The sequence below is a fragment of the Chromatiales bacterium genome (genome assembly GCA_014762505.1).
Classification (GTDB): domain Bacteria; phylum Pseudomonadota; class Gammaproteobacteria; order SpSt-1174; family SpSt-1174; genus SpSt-1174.
Genome location: JABURS010000029.1, coordinates 110356 through 128692, shown reverse-complemented (window position 1 = coordinate 128692; position 18337 = coordinate 110356). Strand labels below are relative to the sequence as shown.

General features: G+C 67.5%; 18 protein-coding genes. 14 read left to right on the top strand and 4 right to left on the bottom strand.

Annotated features, from left to right (window positions below):
* Positions 1-20: 20 nt before the first annotated feature.
* The 3 genes from HUJ28_03890 to HUJ28_03880 are packed head-to-tail and all read right to left on the bottom strand — an operon-like array spanning position 21 to position 2763.
* Complete coding sequence (locus HUJ28_03890) at positions 21-494, bottom strand: DUF494 domain-containing protein (GenBank protein MBD3618590.1); 474 nt, start codon at positions 492-494, stop codon at positions 21-23.
* Between the two features lie 2 nt (positions 495-496).
* Positions 497-1609: a DNA-protecting protein DprA gene (dprA, locus tag HUJ28_03885; GenBank protein MBD3618589.1), complete on the bottom strand. Its 1113-nt coding sequence runs from the start codon at positions 1607-1609 to the stop codon at positions 497-499.
* A 20-nt stretch (positions 1610-1629) separates the two neighbouring features.
* Positions 1630-2763: a LysM peptidoglycan-binding domain-containing protein gene (locus tag HUJ28_03880; protein MBD3618588.1), complete on the bottom strand. Its 1134-nt coding sequence runs from the start codon at positions 2761-2763 to the stop codon at positions 1630-1632.
* 162 nt (positions 2764-2925) lie between these two features.
* Here HUJ28_03880 and HUJ28_03875 point away from each other — a divergent pair, with 162 nt between their 5' ends.
* The 10 genes from HUJ28_03875 (at position 2926) to HUJ28_03830 (ending at position 13710) form a co-directional block, all read left to right on the top strand.
* Positions 2926-3459, top strand: a complete 534-nt coding sequence (locus tag HUJ28_03875; GenBank protein ID MBD3618587.1) for a peptide deformylase — start codon at positions 2926-2928, stop codon at positions 3457-3459.
* Positions 3460-3525: 66 nt separating this feature from the next.
* Positions 3526-4461 (top strand): methionyl-tRNA formyltransferase, encoded by a 936-nt coding sequence (locus HUJ28_03870; protein MBD3618586.1) that lies wholly within the window; start codon positions 3526-3528, stop codon positions 4459-4461.
* Positions 4458-5750, top strand: a complete 1293-nt coding sequence (gene rsmB, locus HUJ28_03865) for a 16S rRNA (cytosine(967)-C(5))-methyltransferase RsmB (protein ID MBD3618585.1) — start codon at positions 4458-4460, stop codon at positions 5748-5750. The genes HUJ28_03870 and rsmB overlap by 4 nt, the downstream gene beginning before the upstream one ends.
* Positions 5751-5776: 26 nt before the next feature.
* Positions 5777-6340 carry a DUF4390 domain-containing protein gene (locus tag HUJ28_03860; GenBank protein ID MBD3618584.1) on the top strand — a complete coding sequence of 188 codons (564 nt, stop codon included), beginning with the start codon at positions 5777-5779 and terminating at the stop codon, positions 6338-6340.
* Positions 6325-8550 carry a HAMP domain-containing protein gene (locus HUJ28_03855; GenBank protein ID MBD3618583.1) on the top strand — a complete coding sequence of 742 codons (2226 nt, stop codon included), beginning with the start codon at positions 6325-6327 and terminating at the stop codon, positions 8548-8550. The genes HUJ28_03860 and HUJ28_03855 overlap by 16 nt, the downstream gene beginning before the upstream one ends.
* Positions 8547-9926 (top strand): sigma-54-dependent Fis family transcriptional regulator, encoded by a 1380-nt coding sequence (locus HUJ28_03850; GenBank protein MBD3618582.1) that lies wholly within the window; start codon positions 8547-8549, stop codon positions 9924-9926. Before HUJ28_03855 ends, HUJ28_03850 begins: the two co-directional genes overlap by 4 nt.
* Positions 9923-11296, top strand: a complete 1374-nt coding sequence (trkA, locus tag HUJ28_03845; protein MBD3618581.1) for a Trk system potassium transporter TrkA — start codon at positions 9923-9925, stop codon at positions 11294-11296. The genes HUJ28_03850 and trkA overlap by 4 nt, the downstream gene beginning before the upstream one ends.
* A 9-nt stretch (positions 11297-11305) precedes the next feature.
* Positions 11306-12757 carry a potassium transporter gene (locus HUJ28_03840; protein MBD3618580.1) on the top strand — a complete coding sequence of 484 codons (1452 nt, stop codon included), beginning with the start codon at positions 11306-11308 and terminating at the stop codon, positions 12755-12757.
* Complete coding sequence (locus tag HUJ28_03835; protein MBD3618579.1) at positions 12757-13383, top strand: class I SAM-dependent methyltransferase; 627 nt, start codon at positions 12757-12759, stop codon at positions 13381-13383. Before HUJ28_03840 ends, HUJ28_03835 begins: the two co-directional genes overlap by 1 nt.
* 3 nt (positions 13384-13386) lie before the next feature.
* A complete protein-coding gene (locus HUJ28_03830) occupies positions 13387-13710 on the top strand; it encodes a tetratricopeptide repeat protein (GenBank protein ID MBD3618578.1) in 324 nt (107 codons plus the stop codon).
* A gap of 13 nt (positions 13711-13723) precedes the next feature.
* Here HUJ28_03830 and HUJ28_03825 read toward each other — a convergent pair whose 3' ends face one another.
* Positions 13724-14503, bottom strand: a complete 780-nt coding sequence (locus tag HUJ28_03825) for a tRNA 2-thiocytidine biosynthesis protein TtcA (protein MBD3618577.1) — start codon at positions 14501-14503, stop codon at positions 13724-13726.
* Between the two features lie 346 nt (positions 14504-14849).
* On the opposite strand from HUJ28_03825, the gene HUJ28_03820 reads away from it, so the two are divergent.
* The 4 genes from HUJ28_03820 to HUJ28_03805 all read left to right on the top strand — a co-directional run bounded on the left by HUJ28_03820 (position 14850) and on the right by HUJ28_03805 (position 18337).
* Complete coding sequence (locus HUJ28_03820; GenBank protein ID MBD3618576.1) at positions 14850-15410, top strand: hypothetical protein; 561 nt, start codon at positions 14850-14852, stop codon at positions 15408-15410.
* A 27-nt stretch (positions 15411-15437) separates the two neighbouring features.
* A complete protein-coding gene (gene pip, locus HUJ28_03815) occupies positions 15438-16409 on the top strand; it encodes a prolyl aminopeptidase (GenBank protein MBD3618575.1) in 972 nt (323 codons plus the stop codon).
* Entirely contained in the window at positions 16406-16852 is a 447-nt protein-coding gene (locus HUJ28_03810; GenBank protein ID MBD3618574.1) for a D-tyrosyl-tRNA(Tyr) deacylase, read from the top strand. Before pip ends, HUJ28_03810 begins: the two co-directional genes overlap by 4 nt.
* A gap of 186 nt (positions 16853-17038) precedes the next feature.
* Entirely contained in the window at positions 17039-18337 is a 1299-nt protein-coding gene (locus HUJ28_03805; GenBank protein MBD3618573.1) for an ammonium transporter, read from the top strand.

Sequence of the window (18337 nt, the reverse complement as noted above, 5' to 3'; positions counted from 1 at the left end):
CCGCCCCTGTGTCTTTGCGGTCAGTGGAGGCGAGGGGCGACGTCGTCAAAGACCATCTCCTCGAGCCAGCTGTAGGCGGTTTCCTGGCCGGGCTGGTTGAACAGCACCATCATGACCACCCATTGCAGCTGTTCGAGGTCGACCTCTTCGCTCTCCAGGGCCATGACCCGCTCCAGCACGCGTTCGCGTGCCGTGGGGTCGAGGACCCCGCGCTGTTCCATGGTGAGCAGGAAGCTGCGGGAGGCCGGGTCCAGCCGGTGTTCTTCCTGGCGCGACAGTACCCGCGGGCCATCGCCCACCGGCGCCAGCGTGTCTTCTTCGGGTTGCGAGGCGAGCCCTTCCAGCCAGTCGAAGGCCTTGTCGATCTCGTGATGCCGGAAGCCCGCGTCCGACAGCTGCGCATGCAGGTAGTCGCGGTCCGGCTCGATGTCCGTGTCCTCGTCGACGTAATTCTCGAAGAGGTACATCAGTACATCCAGGACATTTTCCTTCATTATCAATCTCTTGGCTTGATTCGCTCGTAGCGCCCTCCGTCCAGCGACGCCACCAGGTTGCGCAATTCGAGTACCAGCAGCATGGAGGAAACGGCTTCCGTGGTCAATCCGCTGCGCTGGACGAGGGTGTCAATGGGGACGGGATCATACCCCATACACATTAATAAGTGGTGATACTCGGCGTCGAGTTCAACATCGGGTGGTGGTTCTGACGCCAGCGGCGGGTCAACGGGGCGCAGGTCGAGCTCCTCGAGGATGTCGCGGGCCTGCTCCACCAGCTTGGCCCCCTCGCGGATCAGCCGGTGGCAGCCGCGTGCCAGCGGGTTGTGGATGGAGCCGGGGATGGCGAAGACCTCGCGGCCCTGCTCGGCGGCCAGCCGGGCGGTGATGAGCGAGCCACTCTTGAGGGCGGCCTCCACCACCAGGGTGCCGAGGGACAGACCGCTGATGATGCGGTTGCGGCGCGGGAAGTGCTCGGCACGCGTACCGGTGCCGATGCTGAACTCGGAGACCAGCGCACCCTGCTCGGCGATCTCGTGGGCCAGTGCCCGGTGCTGCGAGGGATAGACCCGATCGAGGCCGGTGGCCGCCACCGCGATGGTGAGGCCGGGGGCTGCCAGGGCGCCACGGTGGGCGGCGGCGTCGATGCCGAGCGCCAGCCCGCTGGTGATGGTGAGCCCGTTCGCGGCCAGGTGGCGGGCGAAGTCGTGGGCGGTATCGCGCCCGCCCGGCGTCGGACTGCGGCTGCCGACGATGGCCAGCTGCGGGGTGAGCAGCAGCCGTGGCTCGCCGGCGACGAACAGAAAGGGCGGGGCATCCGGGAGTTCGGCCAGGCGCGGGGGATAGCCCGGGGCCTGTCGCGCGAGCAGGTGGTGGCCCTCGCCGGCCAGCCAGTCCAGGTCCGGGCTGGCGTCGGCGGGATCCGCCCGGCGCGCGGCCTCTGTCTGGCGCTCGTTCAGCCCGAGGGCCAGCAGGGCGTCGGGACTCGTCCGGCGGATGGCGGCCAGCGAGCCGTAGTGGTCGGTGAGTCGGGCGAAGGCGCGCGGCCCGATGCCGGGGGCGCGCCAGAGGGCGAGTCGGTCGGCGAGTTCGGTGTCCGTCAGTCCGGCGGGCATCCTGCCCTCGCCTGTTGCCGTCAGGGGTTGTTGACCGTGTCGCCCACGCGGATGGGGCGGGTGGTCTCCATGATCAGGCCGTAACTGACCTTCTCGAAGGTGCGGAAGATCATCAGGATGCCGACCCGCTCGCCCGGCAGGGTCACGGTCTGCTGGCTGCGCGGCGCGAAGCTGTCGCGTACCGTGCGCCCGGCCTGGTTCACCGCAAGCACGTGGCCCTTGGCCAGGCCGTCGCGCTCACCGCGGTTCAGCACCACCACCTGGTTCTGGCCGGTCTGGGTGATGGCATCGAACAGGGAGATGATCTCGCCCTCGACCCGATCCTTGGGGGAGTGCGGGATGAAGGTGTGGGTGATCGTGTCCTCGATGGGCATCAGGCGGTCGCCACGCAGGGCCTCGCGCACGGTGTTTTCCAGGTCCACGCTGGCGAGCTCGCCCTCATGGGTCTGCAGCAGACGGGCCTCGCCGACGTGGATGGCCTCCCAGCCCAGGCTCTCGCCGGTCTGCGGATCGCGCAGCTCCTGGCCGGGGCGGTAGACGCTGTAGCGGCGGACCGCCTGCGACGGCTCGATGCCGCGCACGTAGACCTTTTCGTTCGGGCCGTAGACCAGGCGGTTGTCCTGGGAGTCGAGGATGTAGGGGGCGTCTTCCAGGGTGTCCCTGTCCACCACGCGCGGATGCACGATGAACTGGTGGATGGTCTGGATCGGCACGGTCTCGTCGCCGCGATCGGCCGGGCCGGTGCGGATGGTCGGTTCGAGCTTCTCGCGCTGCAGGCCCTCGACACGCGGGCCGCCGTTGACGGCCAGCATCGGCCTGCCGTCGATATAGAACAGGGTGATGACGTCGCCCGGATAGATCAGGTGGGGGTTGGCGATCTGCGGATTGACGTGCCAGATCTCCGGCCAGTACCAGGGATCCTTGAGGAACTTGGTGGAGATGTCCCAGAGGGTGTCGCCCTTCTTCACCACGTATTCCTGCGGGGCGCTGGGTTTGATCTCGACCTTGGGGGCCGGTGCCGGGGCGGGGGCGGCTGCCGGGGCTGGCTCGGCCTGCGGGGTCGGCGCGGACGCGCATCCTGCGACAAACAGCGCTAGAATAGACAACGCGACCGGAATCTTCCGTGCCAGATGGCGCTTGGGCGTAGCCAACATGTATCCCCCTTGAAACTTGAAGCGGCTAGACGGCGTCTAACGGGTTCGCAGCCGACCGTAAACGGCATGGCAGGCTGGACCGGTTTGTTAGTAGTATATCTAGTATGATCATAACTTTAGCAGAAAAACTTGTAAAACCGCACGAAATTTAAAGCGCACCCTATGGCCATTCTGGAAATTCTGCATTTTCCCGATCCGCGACTGCGCAAGCATGCGCAACCGGTCGCCGAGGTCGATGACGAGATCCGTCAGATCGTGGACGACATGTTCGAGACCATGTATGCGGCGCCGGGCATCGGCCTGGCGGCGACGCAGGTCAACGTCCAGAGGCAGATCATCGTCATCGACGTCTCCAAGGATCAGAACGAGCCCCTCGTCCTGATCAACCCCGAGATCGTCTCCCGCGACGGCGAGGAGGAGATGGAGGAGGGCTGCCTGTCGGTGCCGGGCTATTACGAGACGGTGCAGCGCGCCGAGCGCATCCGTGTGCGGGCCCTGGATCGCGACGGCCAGGCCTTCGAGCTGGAGACCGACGACCTGCTGGCCGTGTGTATACAACACGAGATGGATCACCTGGCCGGCAAGCTGTTCGTCGACTACCTCTCGCCGCTCAAGCGTCAGCGCATCCAGAAGAAGCTGGAAAAGGCCGCCCGCCAGGGAACCCTGCCCCGCAACACCGAGAAGGCGGCCATCTGACCCGTTCCGGACCGGGGCCTGGCGAGACCGCCAGGCCCCGCCCTTCCTAGATCACCGAGGTTCGCGATGTCCGAATCCCTGCGTATCGCCTACGCGGGCACGCCCGATTTTGCGGTGCCCGCCCTCAAGGCCCTGATCGATTCCCGCCACGAGGTGGTGGCGGTCTATACCCAGCCGGACCGCCCGGCCGGGCGCGGGCGCAAGCTCAAGGCCGGCCCGGTCAAGACCGTTGCGCAGGCAGCAGGCATCCCCGTCGAGCAGCCGGTCAGCCTGCGTGAGGCAGAGGCGCAGGCCCGGCTCGCCGGCTATGCCCCGGACCTGATGGTGGTGGCGGCCTACGGTCTGATCCTGCCGCAGGCGGTGCTCGATATCCCGCGCCTGGGCTGTCTCAACATCCATGGCTCCCTGCTGCCGCGCTGGCGTGGTGCGGCCCCCATCCAGCGGGCCATCCTCGCCGGCGATGCCGAGACCGGTATCACCATCATGCAGATGGATGCGGGGCTCGATACCGGCGACATGCTGCTCAAGCGCACCGTGCCCATCGTCCCCGGACAGACCGCACAGATGCTGCACGACGAACTCGCGGCGGTGGGCGCCGAGGCCCTGCTCGAGGCCATCGAGGGGCTGCTGGCCGGGCGCCTGCGGCCCGAGCCGCAGGATGCGGCGCAGGCCACCTATGCCGAGAAGCTGCACAAGGAGGAGGCGGAGATCGACTGGACGCAGCCGGCAGATGTCCTCGCCCGCCGGGTCTGTGCCTTCAATCCCTGGCCCGTGGCCCAGACCCGGCGGGGTGGCGAGCCCCTGCGTCTCTGGGAGGCGCGGGCCATTGACGGCGAGGGCCCCCCGGGCAGGGTGGTGGCCGAAGGTCCCGAGGGCATCGATATCGCCTGCGGGCGAGGACTGCTGCGCGTCACCCGCCTGCAGCTGCCGGGCGGAAGGCCCCTGGCGGTACGGGACTTCCTCAACGGCCGTACCCTGGCCGGCGAGGTGCTGCCCTCGTGACGCCGCGCGCCGCGGCCCTGGACTGTCTGCTGGCGGTGGCCGAGCGTGGCGAATCGCTGTCGCGCGCCTTGCCGCCGCTGCTGGCGCAGATCCCGGAGGCGCGCGATCGCGGTCTGGCGCAGGAACTGAGTTATGGCGCCCTGCGCTGGTACCAACGCCTCGAGGCCCTGCTGGGGGAGCTCATCACGCGACCGCTGAAGCCGCGTGACCGCGACGTGCTGCACGCCGCGCGCCTGGGTGCCTACGAGCTGCTGTACCTCGACACGCCGGACTATGCGGTGGTGAACGAGTACGTGGAGCTGGTCAAGCGGCGGGGCAAGCGCTGGGCGGGCGGGCTGGTCAACGCGGTGCTGCGACGCCTGATGCGCGAGCGCGCGGCCCTGGAGACGCTGGTCGACCGGGAGCCGGCGTCGCGCTACGCGTATCCGCACTGGCTGCTCGAGCGATTGCGCGCCGCCCACCCGGATGCCTGGGAAGGGCTGCTGGCTGCCGGCAATCAACGCCCGCCCATGACCCTGCGCATCAACCTCGCGCAGGGCTCCCGCGACGCGTACCTGGCGCGCCTGGCTGAGGCCGGCATCGAGGCCGAACCGCATCCCCTGGTAACCAGTGCGGTGAGCCTGGCCACGCCGGTCGATGTCGCCCGGCTGCCCGGCTTTGCCGAAGGTGCGGTGTCGGTGCAGGATGCCGCCGCGCAGCTCGCCGGCAGCCTGCTGGCCCCCCGTCCCGGCGAGCGCGTGCTGGATGCCTGTGCCGCGCCCGGTGGCAAGACCGCGCACCTGGCCGAGACGGCGGGCATCGGCCTGGATGCCATGGACATCGACGCCGAGCGGCTCGCGCGCGTACAGGAGAACCTGGATCGGGCAGGCGCCCGGGCCCGGCTGATCGCGGGCGACGCGTCCAATCCCGCCGCCTGGTGGGACGGGCAGCCCTACGACCGCATCCTGCTGGACGCGCCCTGCTCGGCGACCGGCGTGATTCGCCGCCACCCGGACATCAAGCTGCATCGCCGACCGGGCGACATCGACGAGCTGGTGCGACGTCAGGCCGGCATCCTGGAGGCGCTCTGGCCGTTGCTCGCGCCGGGCGGTATGCTGTTGTACGCCACATGTTCGGTGCTGCCGGAGGAAAACAACCGGCAGCTTGAGACATTTCTCGCACGCCACGTGGACGCCCGGGAGTTGCCGATAGAGGCCGCCTGGGGGCGTGCGGTATCGGTGGGGCGTCAGATCCTCACCGGCGACTCCGGGATGGACGGTTTCTACTACGCTGGCCTGACAAAGACTTGACGCATACGTCCCACAACTGGCCGCGACTGCGCAGGGCCCTGATCGGACTGGGCCTGCTCGCGGGCCTGGTCGGTTCGCCCCTTGCCCTGGCGGCACAGGAGGCCCCGCCGTTCGTCGTCAATGCCGTCTATCCACGCAACGTCGACGGCGTCATCCGCATCGACGCCGACGTGCGCTACAGCCTGAATCCGGTGCTGCGGGACGCCCTGCACAATGGGGTGGACCTGGTCATCGAGATGGAGCTGCGTGTGCAGCGCCTGCGCGACTGGTGGGTCAACGAGGACGTGGCCGAGCTGGTGCAGCGCTATCGCCTGGGCTACTACACCCTGAGCCGGCTCTACGTCGTGCAGAACCTCAATACCGGCGTGCAGACCACCTATCCCTCCCTCGGCTCCGCCCTCTATGCCCTGGGTGCCCTGCGTGACTTCCCGCTGATCGATACGTCCCTGCTGCTGCCCGGGGAACACTACCGGGGCGGCCTGCGGGCCCGCCTGGACATCGACCAGCTGCCCCTGCCCCTGCGGGTGCGCGCCTATGCCTCCGAAGACTGGCGTCCCGCCAGCGAGTGGTACGAATGGTCTCTGCCCTGAGGCGATTCGCGACCGGCGTACTGCCCATGCTCGGGCTGTTCGCCCTGCTGCTGATCTCGCTCTACGTGATGAGCGACGCGGCCCAGAACTCGGAGCGCTTCGGCCGGCTGTACGTGTGGTTGCTGCTCATCAACACCATCGTGCTGATGGTGCTTACGGTGATGATCGGCGTGAACCTCTTCGACACGGTGCGTCGCGTGATGCAGCGGGAGGCCGGCTCACGGCTGACCCTGCGCCTGGTGGTGATGTTCATCGTCCTCTCGCTGGCCCCCGTTTCGATCGTCTACTACTTTTCCGTCAAGTTCATCGAACGCGGTATCGACAGCTGGTTCGACGTGCGTGTGGAGGGGGCGCTCAATGACGCCCTGGATCTCAGCCGCACCTCGCTCGATTACCGCCTGCGCCGCCACCTCAAGCAGGTGGAGGCGCTGGCCCGGGAGCTGCGCTATGTCACCCCCCCGATGGCGCCGGCCACACTCAGCGAGCAGCGGCAGCGTGTGGAGGCCTCCGAACTAACGCTGTTCGGCGAGGTGACGCGCATCATCGCCGTGAGCAGCGACGACACCACGCTGGTGGTGCCGCAGTTCCCGGCCGAGGAGATCGTGCTCATGCTCAAGCAGGGGCAGAACTACGTGGGCCTGGAGCCGCTGGCCGAGGGTGGCCTGCGGGTACGCGTGGTGGTGCCGGTGCCGCGCGCCGATCCCATTTCCGAACAGCGCATGCTGCAGGCGCTGTTCGGCGTCGATCCGCGCATCGGCCGCCTGGCCGACAGCGTCAGCGGTGCCTTCGAGGCCTACAAGGAGCTGGCCTATGTGCGCAAGCCGCTGATCCAGAGCTACACCATCACCCTCTCGCTGGTGTTGCTGCTGTCGGTGCTGTTCGCCGTGTGGACGGCCTTTTATTCCTCGCGTCGGCTGATGGCGCCCATCCGCGAGCTGGCCGAGGGGACCAAGGCGGTGGCGGCCGGCGAGTTCTCCAAGAAGCTGCCGGTGGGCAACCGCGACGAACTGGGTTTTCTGGTGCGCTCCTTCAACCAGATGACCGCCCGTCTGGCCTCGGCGCGGGACGAGGCCGACCGCAGCCGCGGGCAGCTCGAGCGCCAGCGCACCTATCTCGAGGCCGTGCTGCGCCACCTCTCGTCCGGCGTGCTGACACTGGATCGCAACCTGGTGCTGCGCATGAACAACGCGGCGGCAGACCAGATCTTCGGTTTCGAACTCGAGCACCACATCGGCCGGCCGCTGGCCGATATCGCACGACACTTCAAGGGCATGGAGCGCTTCTACGAGAGCATCCTCCCCATGCTGCTGGGCGATGCCAGCGAGTGGGAGGAGCAGGTGCTGCTGTTCGGCGGGGCGGGCTCGCGCACCCTGATCTGCCGCGGGGTGCGGCTCTCCGACCAGAACGCCATGCGCGGCGGTCACGTCATCGTCTTCGACGACGTGACCGAGCTGATCCGGGCGCAGCGCGATGCGGCCTGGGGTGAAGTGGCCCGGCGCCTGGCCCACGAGATCAAGAACCCGCTCACACCCATACAGCTCTCGGCCGAGCGTCTGCAGCGCAAGCTCATGCCGCAGCTCGGGGAGAGGGATGCTGACATGCTGGCCCGCTCCACGCGCACCATCGTGCAGCAGGTGGAGGCCATGAAGGCCATGGTCAACGCCTTCAGCGATTATGCCCGCGCACCGGCCATGCAGCTGGCCACGCTCGACTTCAACAGCCTGATCAGCGAGGTTGCCGACCTCTATCGCTCCAACAGGCGACGCGTGCGCCTACGACTGGACCTGGATACCAGCATGCCCTATATCGAGGCGGACGTCGGTCGCCTGCGACAGCTGCTCAACAACCTGGTGCAGAATGCACTGGATGCCATGGAGGGGCAGGGCGGTGGCGAGCTGCTGCTCTCCACCCGCTGCATGGAGGAGACCGGTTGCCGCTTCGTCGAGTTCGCCACCACCGACACGGGCCCCGGCGTGCCGCAGGAGATGCTGCACAACCTGTTCGAGCCCTACGTCACTGGCAAGATCAAGGGCACCGGCCTGGGGCTGGCCATCGTCAAGAAAATCGTCGAGGAACATGGTGGTATCGTGTGGGCGGAGAACCGCCTGCAGGGCGGGGCACGCATCGTCATTCGCCTGCCGGTGGTGCGCGTCGCCGACGAACTGGTGAACGGCATCACCGCTGTCCCGGACGAAGAGAAGGAATCATGACCGCAGACCGCATCCTCGTCGTGGACGATGAACCGGATATCCGTAACCTCGTGCGCGAGATCCTCGAGGACGAGGGCTATGAAGTGGCCGTGGCGGAGAATGCCGCCGCCGCGCGCGAGGAGCGCCGGCACCGTCGGCCGGATCTCATCCTGCTCGACATCTGGATGCCGGACATGGATGGCGTCAGCCTGCTCAAGGAGTGGCGGGAGAGCGGTGGCCTGCCCTGTCCGGTGATCATGATGTCGGGCCATGCCACCGTGGAGACCGCAGTGGAGGCCACCCGCCTGGGGGCCTACGACTTCATCGAGAAGCCCATCTCGCTGGCCAAGCTGCTGATCACCGTGAGCCGCGCCCTGCGCACCGAGCAGCTGACGCGCGAGAACCAGGGACTCAAGCGCGAGATGGGGCGCGTCATCGAGCCGGTCGGCGCGAGCGATGTGATGCGCAAGCTGCGCGATCAGGTCGGACGTCTCGCCCAGCATGCCACCTGCGTCCTCATCACGGGCGAGCCGGGTGCCGGCAAGGAGACAGTGGCGCGTTATCTCCACTCGCGCAGTGCCCGTCGCGACCGGCCCTTCGTCGCCGTCACGGTGGCCTCGCTGTCGCCCGACACCTCGGCCGAGGAACTGTTTGGCAGCCAGCAGGGCGACCGCATCCAGTACGGCCTGCTGGAACAGGCGGGCGGCGGCGTGCTGTTTCTCGGCGGTGTCGGTGACATGGATCTGCAGACCCAGGGGCGCCTGCTGGACGCCCTGGAAGGCGAGGCCTTCACCCGGGTGGGCGGCAACGAGCGGGTCGAACTCACCGCGCAGATCATCGCCTCCACCGATCACGATCTGCGCGAGGCGGTCAGGTCCGGGCGTTTTCGCGACGACCTCTATTACCGGCTCAACGTGGTACCGCTGGTCGTGCCGCCGCTGCGCGAGCATGCCGCGGATGTGCCTGAACTGCTGAACTTCTACGTCGATCTGCTCAACAGCCAGGAAGGTCTGCCCTATCGACGGTTCTCCCTGCGTGCACAGAATCGCCTGGTGCACTACGACTGGCCGGGCAATGTGCGCGAGCTGCGCAACCTGGTGCAACGATTGCTGATTCTGGGTACCAGCGAGGAGATCGGTGCGGATGAAGTCGAGGCGGCCCTCGGGCAGCGGCGCGAGGCCGAGGCAGCATCGATGCCGGTCGAAGATGCGTTTCTCGACCTGCCACTGCGCGAGGCGCGCGAGCGCTTCGAGCGTGATTATCTCCTGCAGCAGCTCGACCGCGTCGGCGGCAACGTGAGCCGGCTCGCCGAGCGCGTGGGGATGGAACGCACGCACCTTTATCGTAAGATGCGCGCGCTGGGGATCGATCCGAAACAGGCAGGTAACGAGAAATGAAGATACTGATACTCGGTGCCGGGCAGGTGGGCAGTTCACTGGCCTACAGCCTGGCCAGCGAGGCCAACGACATCACCGTGGTCGATACCCGCCCCGAGATCCTGCGCGACCTGCAGGACCGGCTGGATCTGCGTACCGTGGTCGGGCAGGGCTCCCATCCCAGCGTGCTGACGCAGGCCGGTGCCGAGGACGCGGACATGCTCATCGCCGTGACCAATTCCGATGAGACCAACATGATCGCCTGCCAGGTGGCGTACACGCTCTATCACACGCCGACCAAGATCGCGCGCGTGCGTGCCCCCGAGTACCTCGCAGCCAAGCGGCTGTTTCATCAGGATGCGCTGCCTATCGACGTGCTCATCAGTCCCGAGGAGCTCGTCACCGAGTACATCCAGAGCCTGATCGAGCACCCGGGTGCGCTGCAGGTGCTGGACTTTGCCCAGGGGCGCGTGCAGCTGGTGGCGGTGAAGGCCTACTACGGCGGCAAGCTGGTGGGCAACGAGCTGCGTGCCCTGACCGAGCACATGCCCGGCATCGAGGCGCGGGTGGCGGCGATCTTCCGGCGCGGCCGGCCCATCCTGCCCGAGGGGCCCACCGTGATCGAGCCGGACGATGAGGTCTTCTTCATCGCCGCGAAAAAGCATATCCGTGCCGTCACCAGTGAGCTGCGCAAGCTCGACAAGCCATACAAGCGCATCATGCTGGCCGGCGGCGGCAATATCGGCCGGCGCCTGGCCCAGCTCATGGAGCGGGACTACCAGGTCAAGCTCATCGAGCGCGCCAGGCGCCGTGCCCGCATGCTCTCGGAGACCCTGGACCGCACCATCGTGCTGCACGCGGATGCCGCCGATGGTGAGCTGCTGGTGGAGGAGAACATCGAGAATACCGACGTGTTCTGCGCCCTGACCAACGACGACGAGGCCAATATCCTCTCAGCCATGCTGGCCAAGCGCCTGGGGGCGCGCAAGGTGATGTCGCTGATCAACCGTCCGAGTTACGTGGACCTGGTGGAGAGCGGCACCATCGACATCGCCATCTCGCCCCAGCAGGTGACCATCGGCGCCCTGCTGACCCATGTGCGCCGCGGCGATGTGGTGGCGGTGCATTCGCTGCGGCGTGGTGCAGCCGAGGCCATCGAGGCCGTGGCCCACGGCGACCCCGGCAACTCGAAGGTGGTGGGCAAGCGCATCGAGGAGATCAAGCTGCCGCAGGGCACCACCATCGGCGCCATCGTGCGCGGCGAGGAGGTGCTGATGGCCCATCACGACACGGTCATCGAGTCCGAAGACCATGTCATCCTGTTCCTGGTGGACAAGCGGCGCATCGGCGAGGTCGAGCGCCTGTTCCAGGTCGGCATCACCTTCTTCTGAGGGCCGCGCGTGCAGCTTAACATCGTCCAGCGCATCGTCGGTCTCCTGCTCATGGTGTTCAGCTTCTCCATGCTGCCGCCGGTGGCGGTGGAGCTGATCTACCGCGACGGCAGCATCTGGCCCTTTCTCGACGGCTTTTTCATCATCCTCGGCGCCGGCCTGTTGCTATGGCTGCCGGTGCGTCGCCTGAAAAAGGAGCTGCGCCTGCGCGACGGGTTCCTGGTCGTGGTCTCCTTCTGGCTGGTGCTGGGCCTGGTCGGCGCCCTGCCGTTGTATCTCTCCGAGGAGCTGGCGGTCAGCATCACCGATGCCGTGTTCGAGTCCATGTCCGGCCTCACCACCACCGGTGCTACGGTGATCGTGGGGCTGGACGAGCTGCCGCATTCCATCCTCTTCTACCGCCAGCAGCTGCAGTGGATGGGCGGCATGGGGATCATCGTGCTGGCCGTGGCGGTACTGCCCATGCTGGGCGTCGGGGGCATGCAGCTGTTCCGTGCCGAGACGCCGGGGCCGGTGAAGGACAACAAGCTCACGCCGCGCATCACCGAGACGGCCAAGGCCCTGTGGTACATCTACCTCGGGCTCACCATCGCCTGCGGCACGGCCTACTGGCTGGCCGGCATGGAGGTCTTCGACGCCATCAGCCACGCCTTCTCCACCGTGGCCATCGGGGGCTTCTCCACCCACGACGCGAGCATGGGCTATTTCAACAGCCCGCTGATCGAGATGATCGCGGTGGTGTTCATGGTGCTCTCGGGCGCCAACTTCGCCCTGCATTTTCTTGCCTGGCGGCGCGTCAGCCTCAGGCCCTATGCCAGCGACCCGGAATTCCGCGTCTATTTCTCCATTCTGTTCGCGGTGGCGGTGGTCACCTCGGGTTATCTCTATTTCACCGGCACCTTCAGTGATCCCGCCAGTGCCGTGCATCACGGCGTGTTCCAGGCCGTGTCCATCGGCACCACCACGGGCTTCACCACGGCCGCCTATCATTACTGGCCGGGTTTCCTGCCCGTACTGCTGCTGTTCGTGAGCTTCATCGGCGGCTGCGCCGCCTCCACGGGCGGGGGGCTCAAGGTGATCCGCTTCATGCTGCTCCTCAAGCAGGGCATGCGCGAACTCAAGCGCCTGGTGCATCCCAGTGCCCAGTTCACGGTCAAGGTCGGGCGCAAGCCCATGGACGACCGGGTCATCGAGGCGGTGTGGGGCTTTTTCTCGGCCTATATCGCCGTGTTCACGGTGATGATGCTGCTGCTCATGGCCTCGGGCCTGGACCAGGTGACGGCCTTCTCGGCGGTGGCCGCGAGCATCAACAACCTCGGCCCAGGGCTCGGTGACGTGGGTTCCCACTACCGCGACATCAACGACTTTTCCAAGTGGGTGCTGTGCCTTGCCATGCTGCTCGGCCGCCTGGAGATCTTCACCCTGCTGGTGCTGATCACGCCGGCCTTCTGGCGGCGCTGATGGACGACGAGGAGGCCCGCTGGGACGCCCGTTACCGCGAGGCCGACCCCGCGCCCGCCCGCCCCGCAGACGTGCTGACGGCCCATGTGCACCTCCTGCCGGCCCAAGGCGAGGCCCTGGACCTGGCCTGCGGGCTGGGTGCCAATGCCCGGTTACTGGCCCAGCGTGGTCTGCAGGCCCATGCCTGGGACCGCTCCTCGGAGGCCATCGGCCGGCTCTCTGCCCTGGCGCGTGCACAGGGGCTGCCCATCCAGTCGCGGGTGCGCGACGTGGTGGCCGAACCGCCGCCGGCCGGGACATTCGATGTCATCGTCGTGGCCCATTTCCTGGAGCGCGCGCTCTTCCCCTCACTCGCTGCCGCCCTGCGTCCCGGCGGCCTGCTCTTCTACCAGACCTGGACCCGCGAGGCGGTCACCGGGCGCGGGCCTGCCAATCCGGCCTATCGCCTGGAACCCGGTGAATTGCTGCGGGCTTTTGCGGGCCTGCGCGTGCTGGCCTATCGTGAGGAAGGATGTGTGGGCGATGTCGCCGGGGGGCTGCGGGACCAGGCCTGGCTGGTGGCGATGAGGCCAGGGGGGCCGGCATGTGAGACCCCGGAACGTGAGGCCCCGGAAGATGAGAGCTGAACCATGGGCATGATCGAGAACTTTGAACAGATGCTGGCGTCCGGGCAGGACAACGCCCTGCTGCGTTTTTCGCTGGGCAATGCCTACCTGCAGGCGGGGGAGGCGCGGGCGGCCGTGACCCACCTGCGCGAGGCCGTGGCGCAGGACCCGCAGTACTCCGCGGCCTGGAAGCTGCTCGGCAAGGCGCTGATGGAGGCGGGTGAGCCGGCCGAGGCGGCGGAGGTCTATACGCGCGGTATCGAGGTGGCCGAGGGCCGGGGCGACAAGCAGGCGGCGAAGGAGATGCAGGTCTTTCTCCGGCGCGCCCGCAAGGCGCTGGCGCCCTGACGCCCCTGCCGCTTCAGGAGGCGCTGCGCCGACGGGTCCGTGGCGTTTCCCGGGCCGGCTCGGGCAGCCCCTCCTCGATCAACGGGCGCATGGCCGTGAGCAGGCTCCTGAACAGGCGCGGATTCCCGCGCTCCTCGCCGGCCAGCAGCTCCTTCATGTGCTGGCGCTGGGTGGGCATGTCGAAACAGGCCGGGCAGCTGTCCGCCACCACCGGCAGGTCGGTCGCCCGGGCGAAGTCGGCGGTCTGGCGTTCGCGCACGTAGATCAGCGGGCGGATCACCCGCAGGTCGCCGTCGTTGACCACGTAATGGGCCTTCATGGTCTTGAGCTGGCCGCCGTGGAAGGCGGACATGAGAAAGCTCTCGGCCAGGTCGTCCAGGTGCTGGGCCAGGGCCAGCACGTTGTAGCCCTCGCGGCGCGCCGTGTTGTACATGGTGCCGCGCTTCATGCGGGCGCAGAAGGCGCAGTAGGAGTCGTTGTCCATGTGTTCGGTGGCCAGCTCCAGGATGGGCTCGCGCCGGTAGAAGTACGGCACGCCCAGGGCCTCCATGTAGGGGATGAGCACCGAGGGGTCGAAGCTGTCGGACTGGGGGTCTACCGTCACCGCCCCCACCGCGAAGCGGATCGGCGCGCGGCGCTGAAAGTGCAGCAGCAGGTGCAGCAGCGAGAGCGAGTCCTTGCCGCCGGACAGGCCGAGCAGCACGCGGTCGCCGTCGCGGATCAGGCCATAGTCGCCGATGGCGCGGCCGACCTGGCGCAGCAGGGACTTGGGCGGGGTGACGGGTGTGATCATGCGGGGGAAGATACGGCCGGGGCCCCCGGGGTGCAAGTGACGGGCGGCTTGTCCGGGAGGGCCCTTGTTTTCCAGGGCCCCAAAAAGAAGAACCCCGACCGTCCGTTGGTCGGGGTGAGGCCATCCTGGCATAGGTGATTGAAGCGAGTTTCCTTTGGTCCCTCGTGGCGTCGTGCCACCCCCGACGGTGTTACCCTCCTGGCCCGCCCGGTGGTCTCCCTGACCGGTACTCCTCCCTGAGTGGCTGCCATACTCTCATGCAGGGTCTACCCTCACCAGTCGGGGATGGTAGACAGGGTTTGTAGGAATATTCCTACATGTCGCAGGAAGACAAAGGAGGCAAGCCATGATCGGTCGCAAGAACGTCGTGTTCGGTTTTCTGTTTCTGGTCCTCACCGCTGCCCTCGGGCCCTATATGGTCAGCCAGTTCGACGCCGTGGGCGAGGCGCAGGCGGTGCGCAATGTCGCGATGTCGGAGCTGCGGCTGCGGGTGGATGGCGGATTCATGGACGAGACCACGCTGGAGACGCTGAGTGCGGACGCGATCGCCCGCGCCAATGCCGAGGCCATTCTCGCCCTGAATACCGGCCTCAATGCCCGCGCGCCCATCGACGCCATCAAGAGCGGTCCCCATGCCCATGGCAACCTGGAGGCCCTGCTCAACATTGCCGTGGGTGTGGTGCTGGTGTTCCTGGCCGTGCCGGTCTGGTTCAAGCAGCTGATCAGCTGGGTCTTCATCGTGGGCACGCTGCTGCACTCGGGTGCGCTGTATCTCATGGTGTTCAACATCGGCTGGGCCGGCGTGGTGCTGGATACGGGTATCGGCCCGATCCTCATCCTGCTGGGACTGCTGCTGGGCGGCATCGCGGCGGCGATTGGTTTCAGGGGCGCGCCCGTGCATGATTAGTGCCTGGCAAACCACAGGCAGACAGGCATGACGCTCTACCCGGAGATACGGCCCCATTACAGCACGCAGCTGGCCGTGGACCACGGCCACCAGCTCTATCTCGAGGAATGCGGCAACCCGGACGGGTTGCCCGTGCTGTTTCTGCACGGCGGGCCGGGCAGCGGCTGCGAGCCGTATCACCGGCGCTTCTTCGATCCCGAGGCCTATCGTATCGTGCTGTTCGACCAGCGTGGCTGCGGGCGTTCCACCCCGCATGCCGCGCTGGCGCACAACACCACCTGGGACCTCGTGCGCGACATCGAGGCCATCCGCGAGCACCTGGGCATCGAGCGCTGGGTGGTGTTCGGCGGTTCCTGGGGCTCGACGCTGGGACTGGCCTATGCCGAGACCCATCCGGAACGGGTGCTGGGGCTGATCCTGCGCGGCATCTTCCTCTGCCGTGACGAGGACATCCACTGGTTCTACCAGGCCGGTACCAGCCGGCTCTTCCCCGATCTGTGGGAGGCCTATCTCGAACCCATCCCGCCGGCCGAGCGGGACGACCTCCTGCATGCCTACCATCGGCGCCTCACCGGCGAGGACGAGGTGGCCCGCATGGCCGCGGCCAAGGCCTGGTCGTTGTGGGAGGGGCGCACCGCCACGCTGGTCGAGAGCCCCTCGGTGGTGGCCCACTTCGACGACCCCTACGTGGCCCTGAGCCTTGCGCGCATCGAGTGCCACTACTTCGTCAATCACGCCTTCCTCGAGCCCGATCAGTTGCTGCGGGATGCGCATCGCCTGTCAGGTATCCCGGGCGTGATCGTGCACGGGCGCTACGACGTGATCTGTCCCGTCGACCAGGCCTGGGCCCTGCATCGTGCCTGGCCGGAGGCCGCGCTGCGCATCATCGATGATGCCGGGCATGCCGCCGGCGAGCCCGGCATCACCCGGGCCCTGGTCGGGGCCACGGTCGATATCGCCGACCGGTTGGGCGTGCGGGCCGCGTTGCCGCCGGCATGATCGGCCTGCTGCAGCGCGTGGATTCGGCCAGCGTCACGGTCGCGGGGGAGGTGGTGGGTGCCATCGACGCCGGCCTGCTGGTGCTGGTCGGGGTGGAGCGGGGTGACACCGAGGCCCAGGCCGATCGCCTGCTGGCGCGGCTGCTCGGCTACCGCGTCTTCGAGGATGCGACGGGACGCATGAACCACTCGCTCGCGGACACCGGCGGCGGGCTCCTGCTGGTGCCGCAGTTCACGCTCGCGGCCGATACCCGCAAGGGGATGCGCCCGAGTTTTACGCCGGCCGCCGAGCCTGCCGAGGGCGAACGCCTGTTCGGTTACCTGCTCGACCAGGCCTGCGCCCGGCATGCCCCGGTGGCCGCCGGCCGCTTCGGTGCCGACATGCGGGTCGGGCTGGTGAACAACGGGCCGGTCACCTTCTGGCTGCAGGTGCCGCCGGCCTGAGAGCGGCGGGCAGGGATGCACTGCGACCGGGCGTGCCGGTCGGTCTGCTGCAGCCGGCTGGTGCAGCGCCGGACCTGATATCTTTCCGATGGGTGATTCCGGGGCGCCATTTGCACTGCGGGCGGGCGCTGGCATGCCGCTTGCAATTCCCTTGTCACATGACAATGACTAGGGAACGGAATCGCCATGACCCCACGCCGACTGACGTCGCTGCTCTGCCTGCTGTCTCTCCTGCCATCCGCTGCCTGGTCCGCCGAGGCGGACCTCAAGCCGGCCATCGATACCCTCTGGGTGGTCACCGCCGGGGCCCTGGTGTTCTTCATGCAGGCCGGGTTTGCCCTGCTCGAAAGCGGCATGTCCCGTGCCAAGAATGCCGTCAATGTGGTGATGAAGAACTTCATGGACGTCTGCCTGGGCAGCCTCGCCTTCTGGCTGGTGGGGTATGGCCTGATGTTCGGCATCAATCCCACCGGCCTGTTCGGCCAGAGCCATTTCCTGCTCGGTAACGGCGAACACCTGGACTACAGCCTGCTGTTCTTCCAGACCATGTTCGCCGCCACGGCCGTCACCATCGCCAGCGGTGCCATGGCCGAGCGCACCCGTTACCAGGCCTACCTGGCCGGTGCCGTGATGATCTGCGCGTTCATCTACCCGGTGTTCGGCAGCTGGGTCTGGGGCAGTCTCTACGACGGCGAGGGCTGGCTGGCGCAGCTCGGCTTCATCGATTTCGCCGGCTCCACGGTGGTGCATTCCGTGGGGGCCTGGGTGGCGCTGGCGGGGATCATCGTGCTCGGTCCACGCCTGGGGCGATTCGGCGAGCAGGGGGAGTCCCGCGCACTGCCCGGGCACAACCTGACCCAGGTGGCGCTGGGCGGCTTCATCCTCTGGCTCGGCTGGTTCGGCTTCAATGCCGGCAGCACCACGGCGGCCGATACCAGTATCGGCCTGATCGCGCTGAATACCCACCTCGCTGCGGCCGCGGGGGCGGTGGGCGTGTTGCTGACGCTGCTGATCCTGCGTCGCCCCATCCTGCTCACGCAGAACGTCAACGGCGCCATCGGCGGGTTGGTGGCCATCACCGCCGGTTGCGCCGTGATGGAGCCGTTGTTCGCCGTGCTCACGGGTCTGGTGGCGGGGTTCGTGGTCGTGCTGGGCACCGATCTGCTCGAGGCCTTCGGGCTGGACGATGTCGTCGGTGCCGTCCCGGTGCACGGGTTCGCCGGTGTCTGGGGTACGCTGGCCGCCGGCATGTTCGTGGCCGGCGACCTGTTCAATCCGGTGCAGATCGCCATCCAGGCGCTGGGCGTGGTGGCCGGCTTTCTCTGGGCCTTTCCGCTGGCACTGGTCATGTACCTGGTCATCAACCGGGTGATCGGCCTGCGGGCGAGCACCCTGGATGAACAGCGCGGGCTCGATTTCAGCGAGCATCACGAGGTGGGGTATCCCGAGTTCCAGCGCGAGATCCTGCACGCGGGCAAGGAGTAG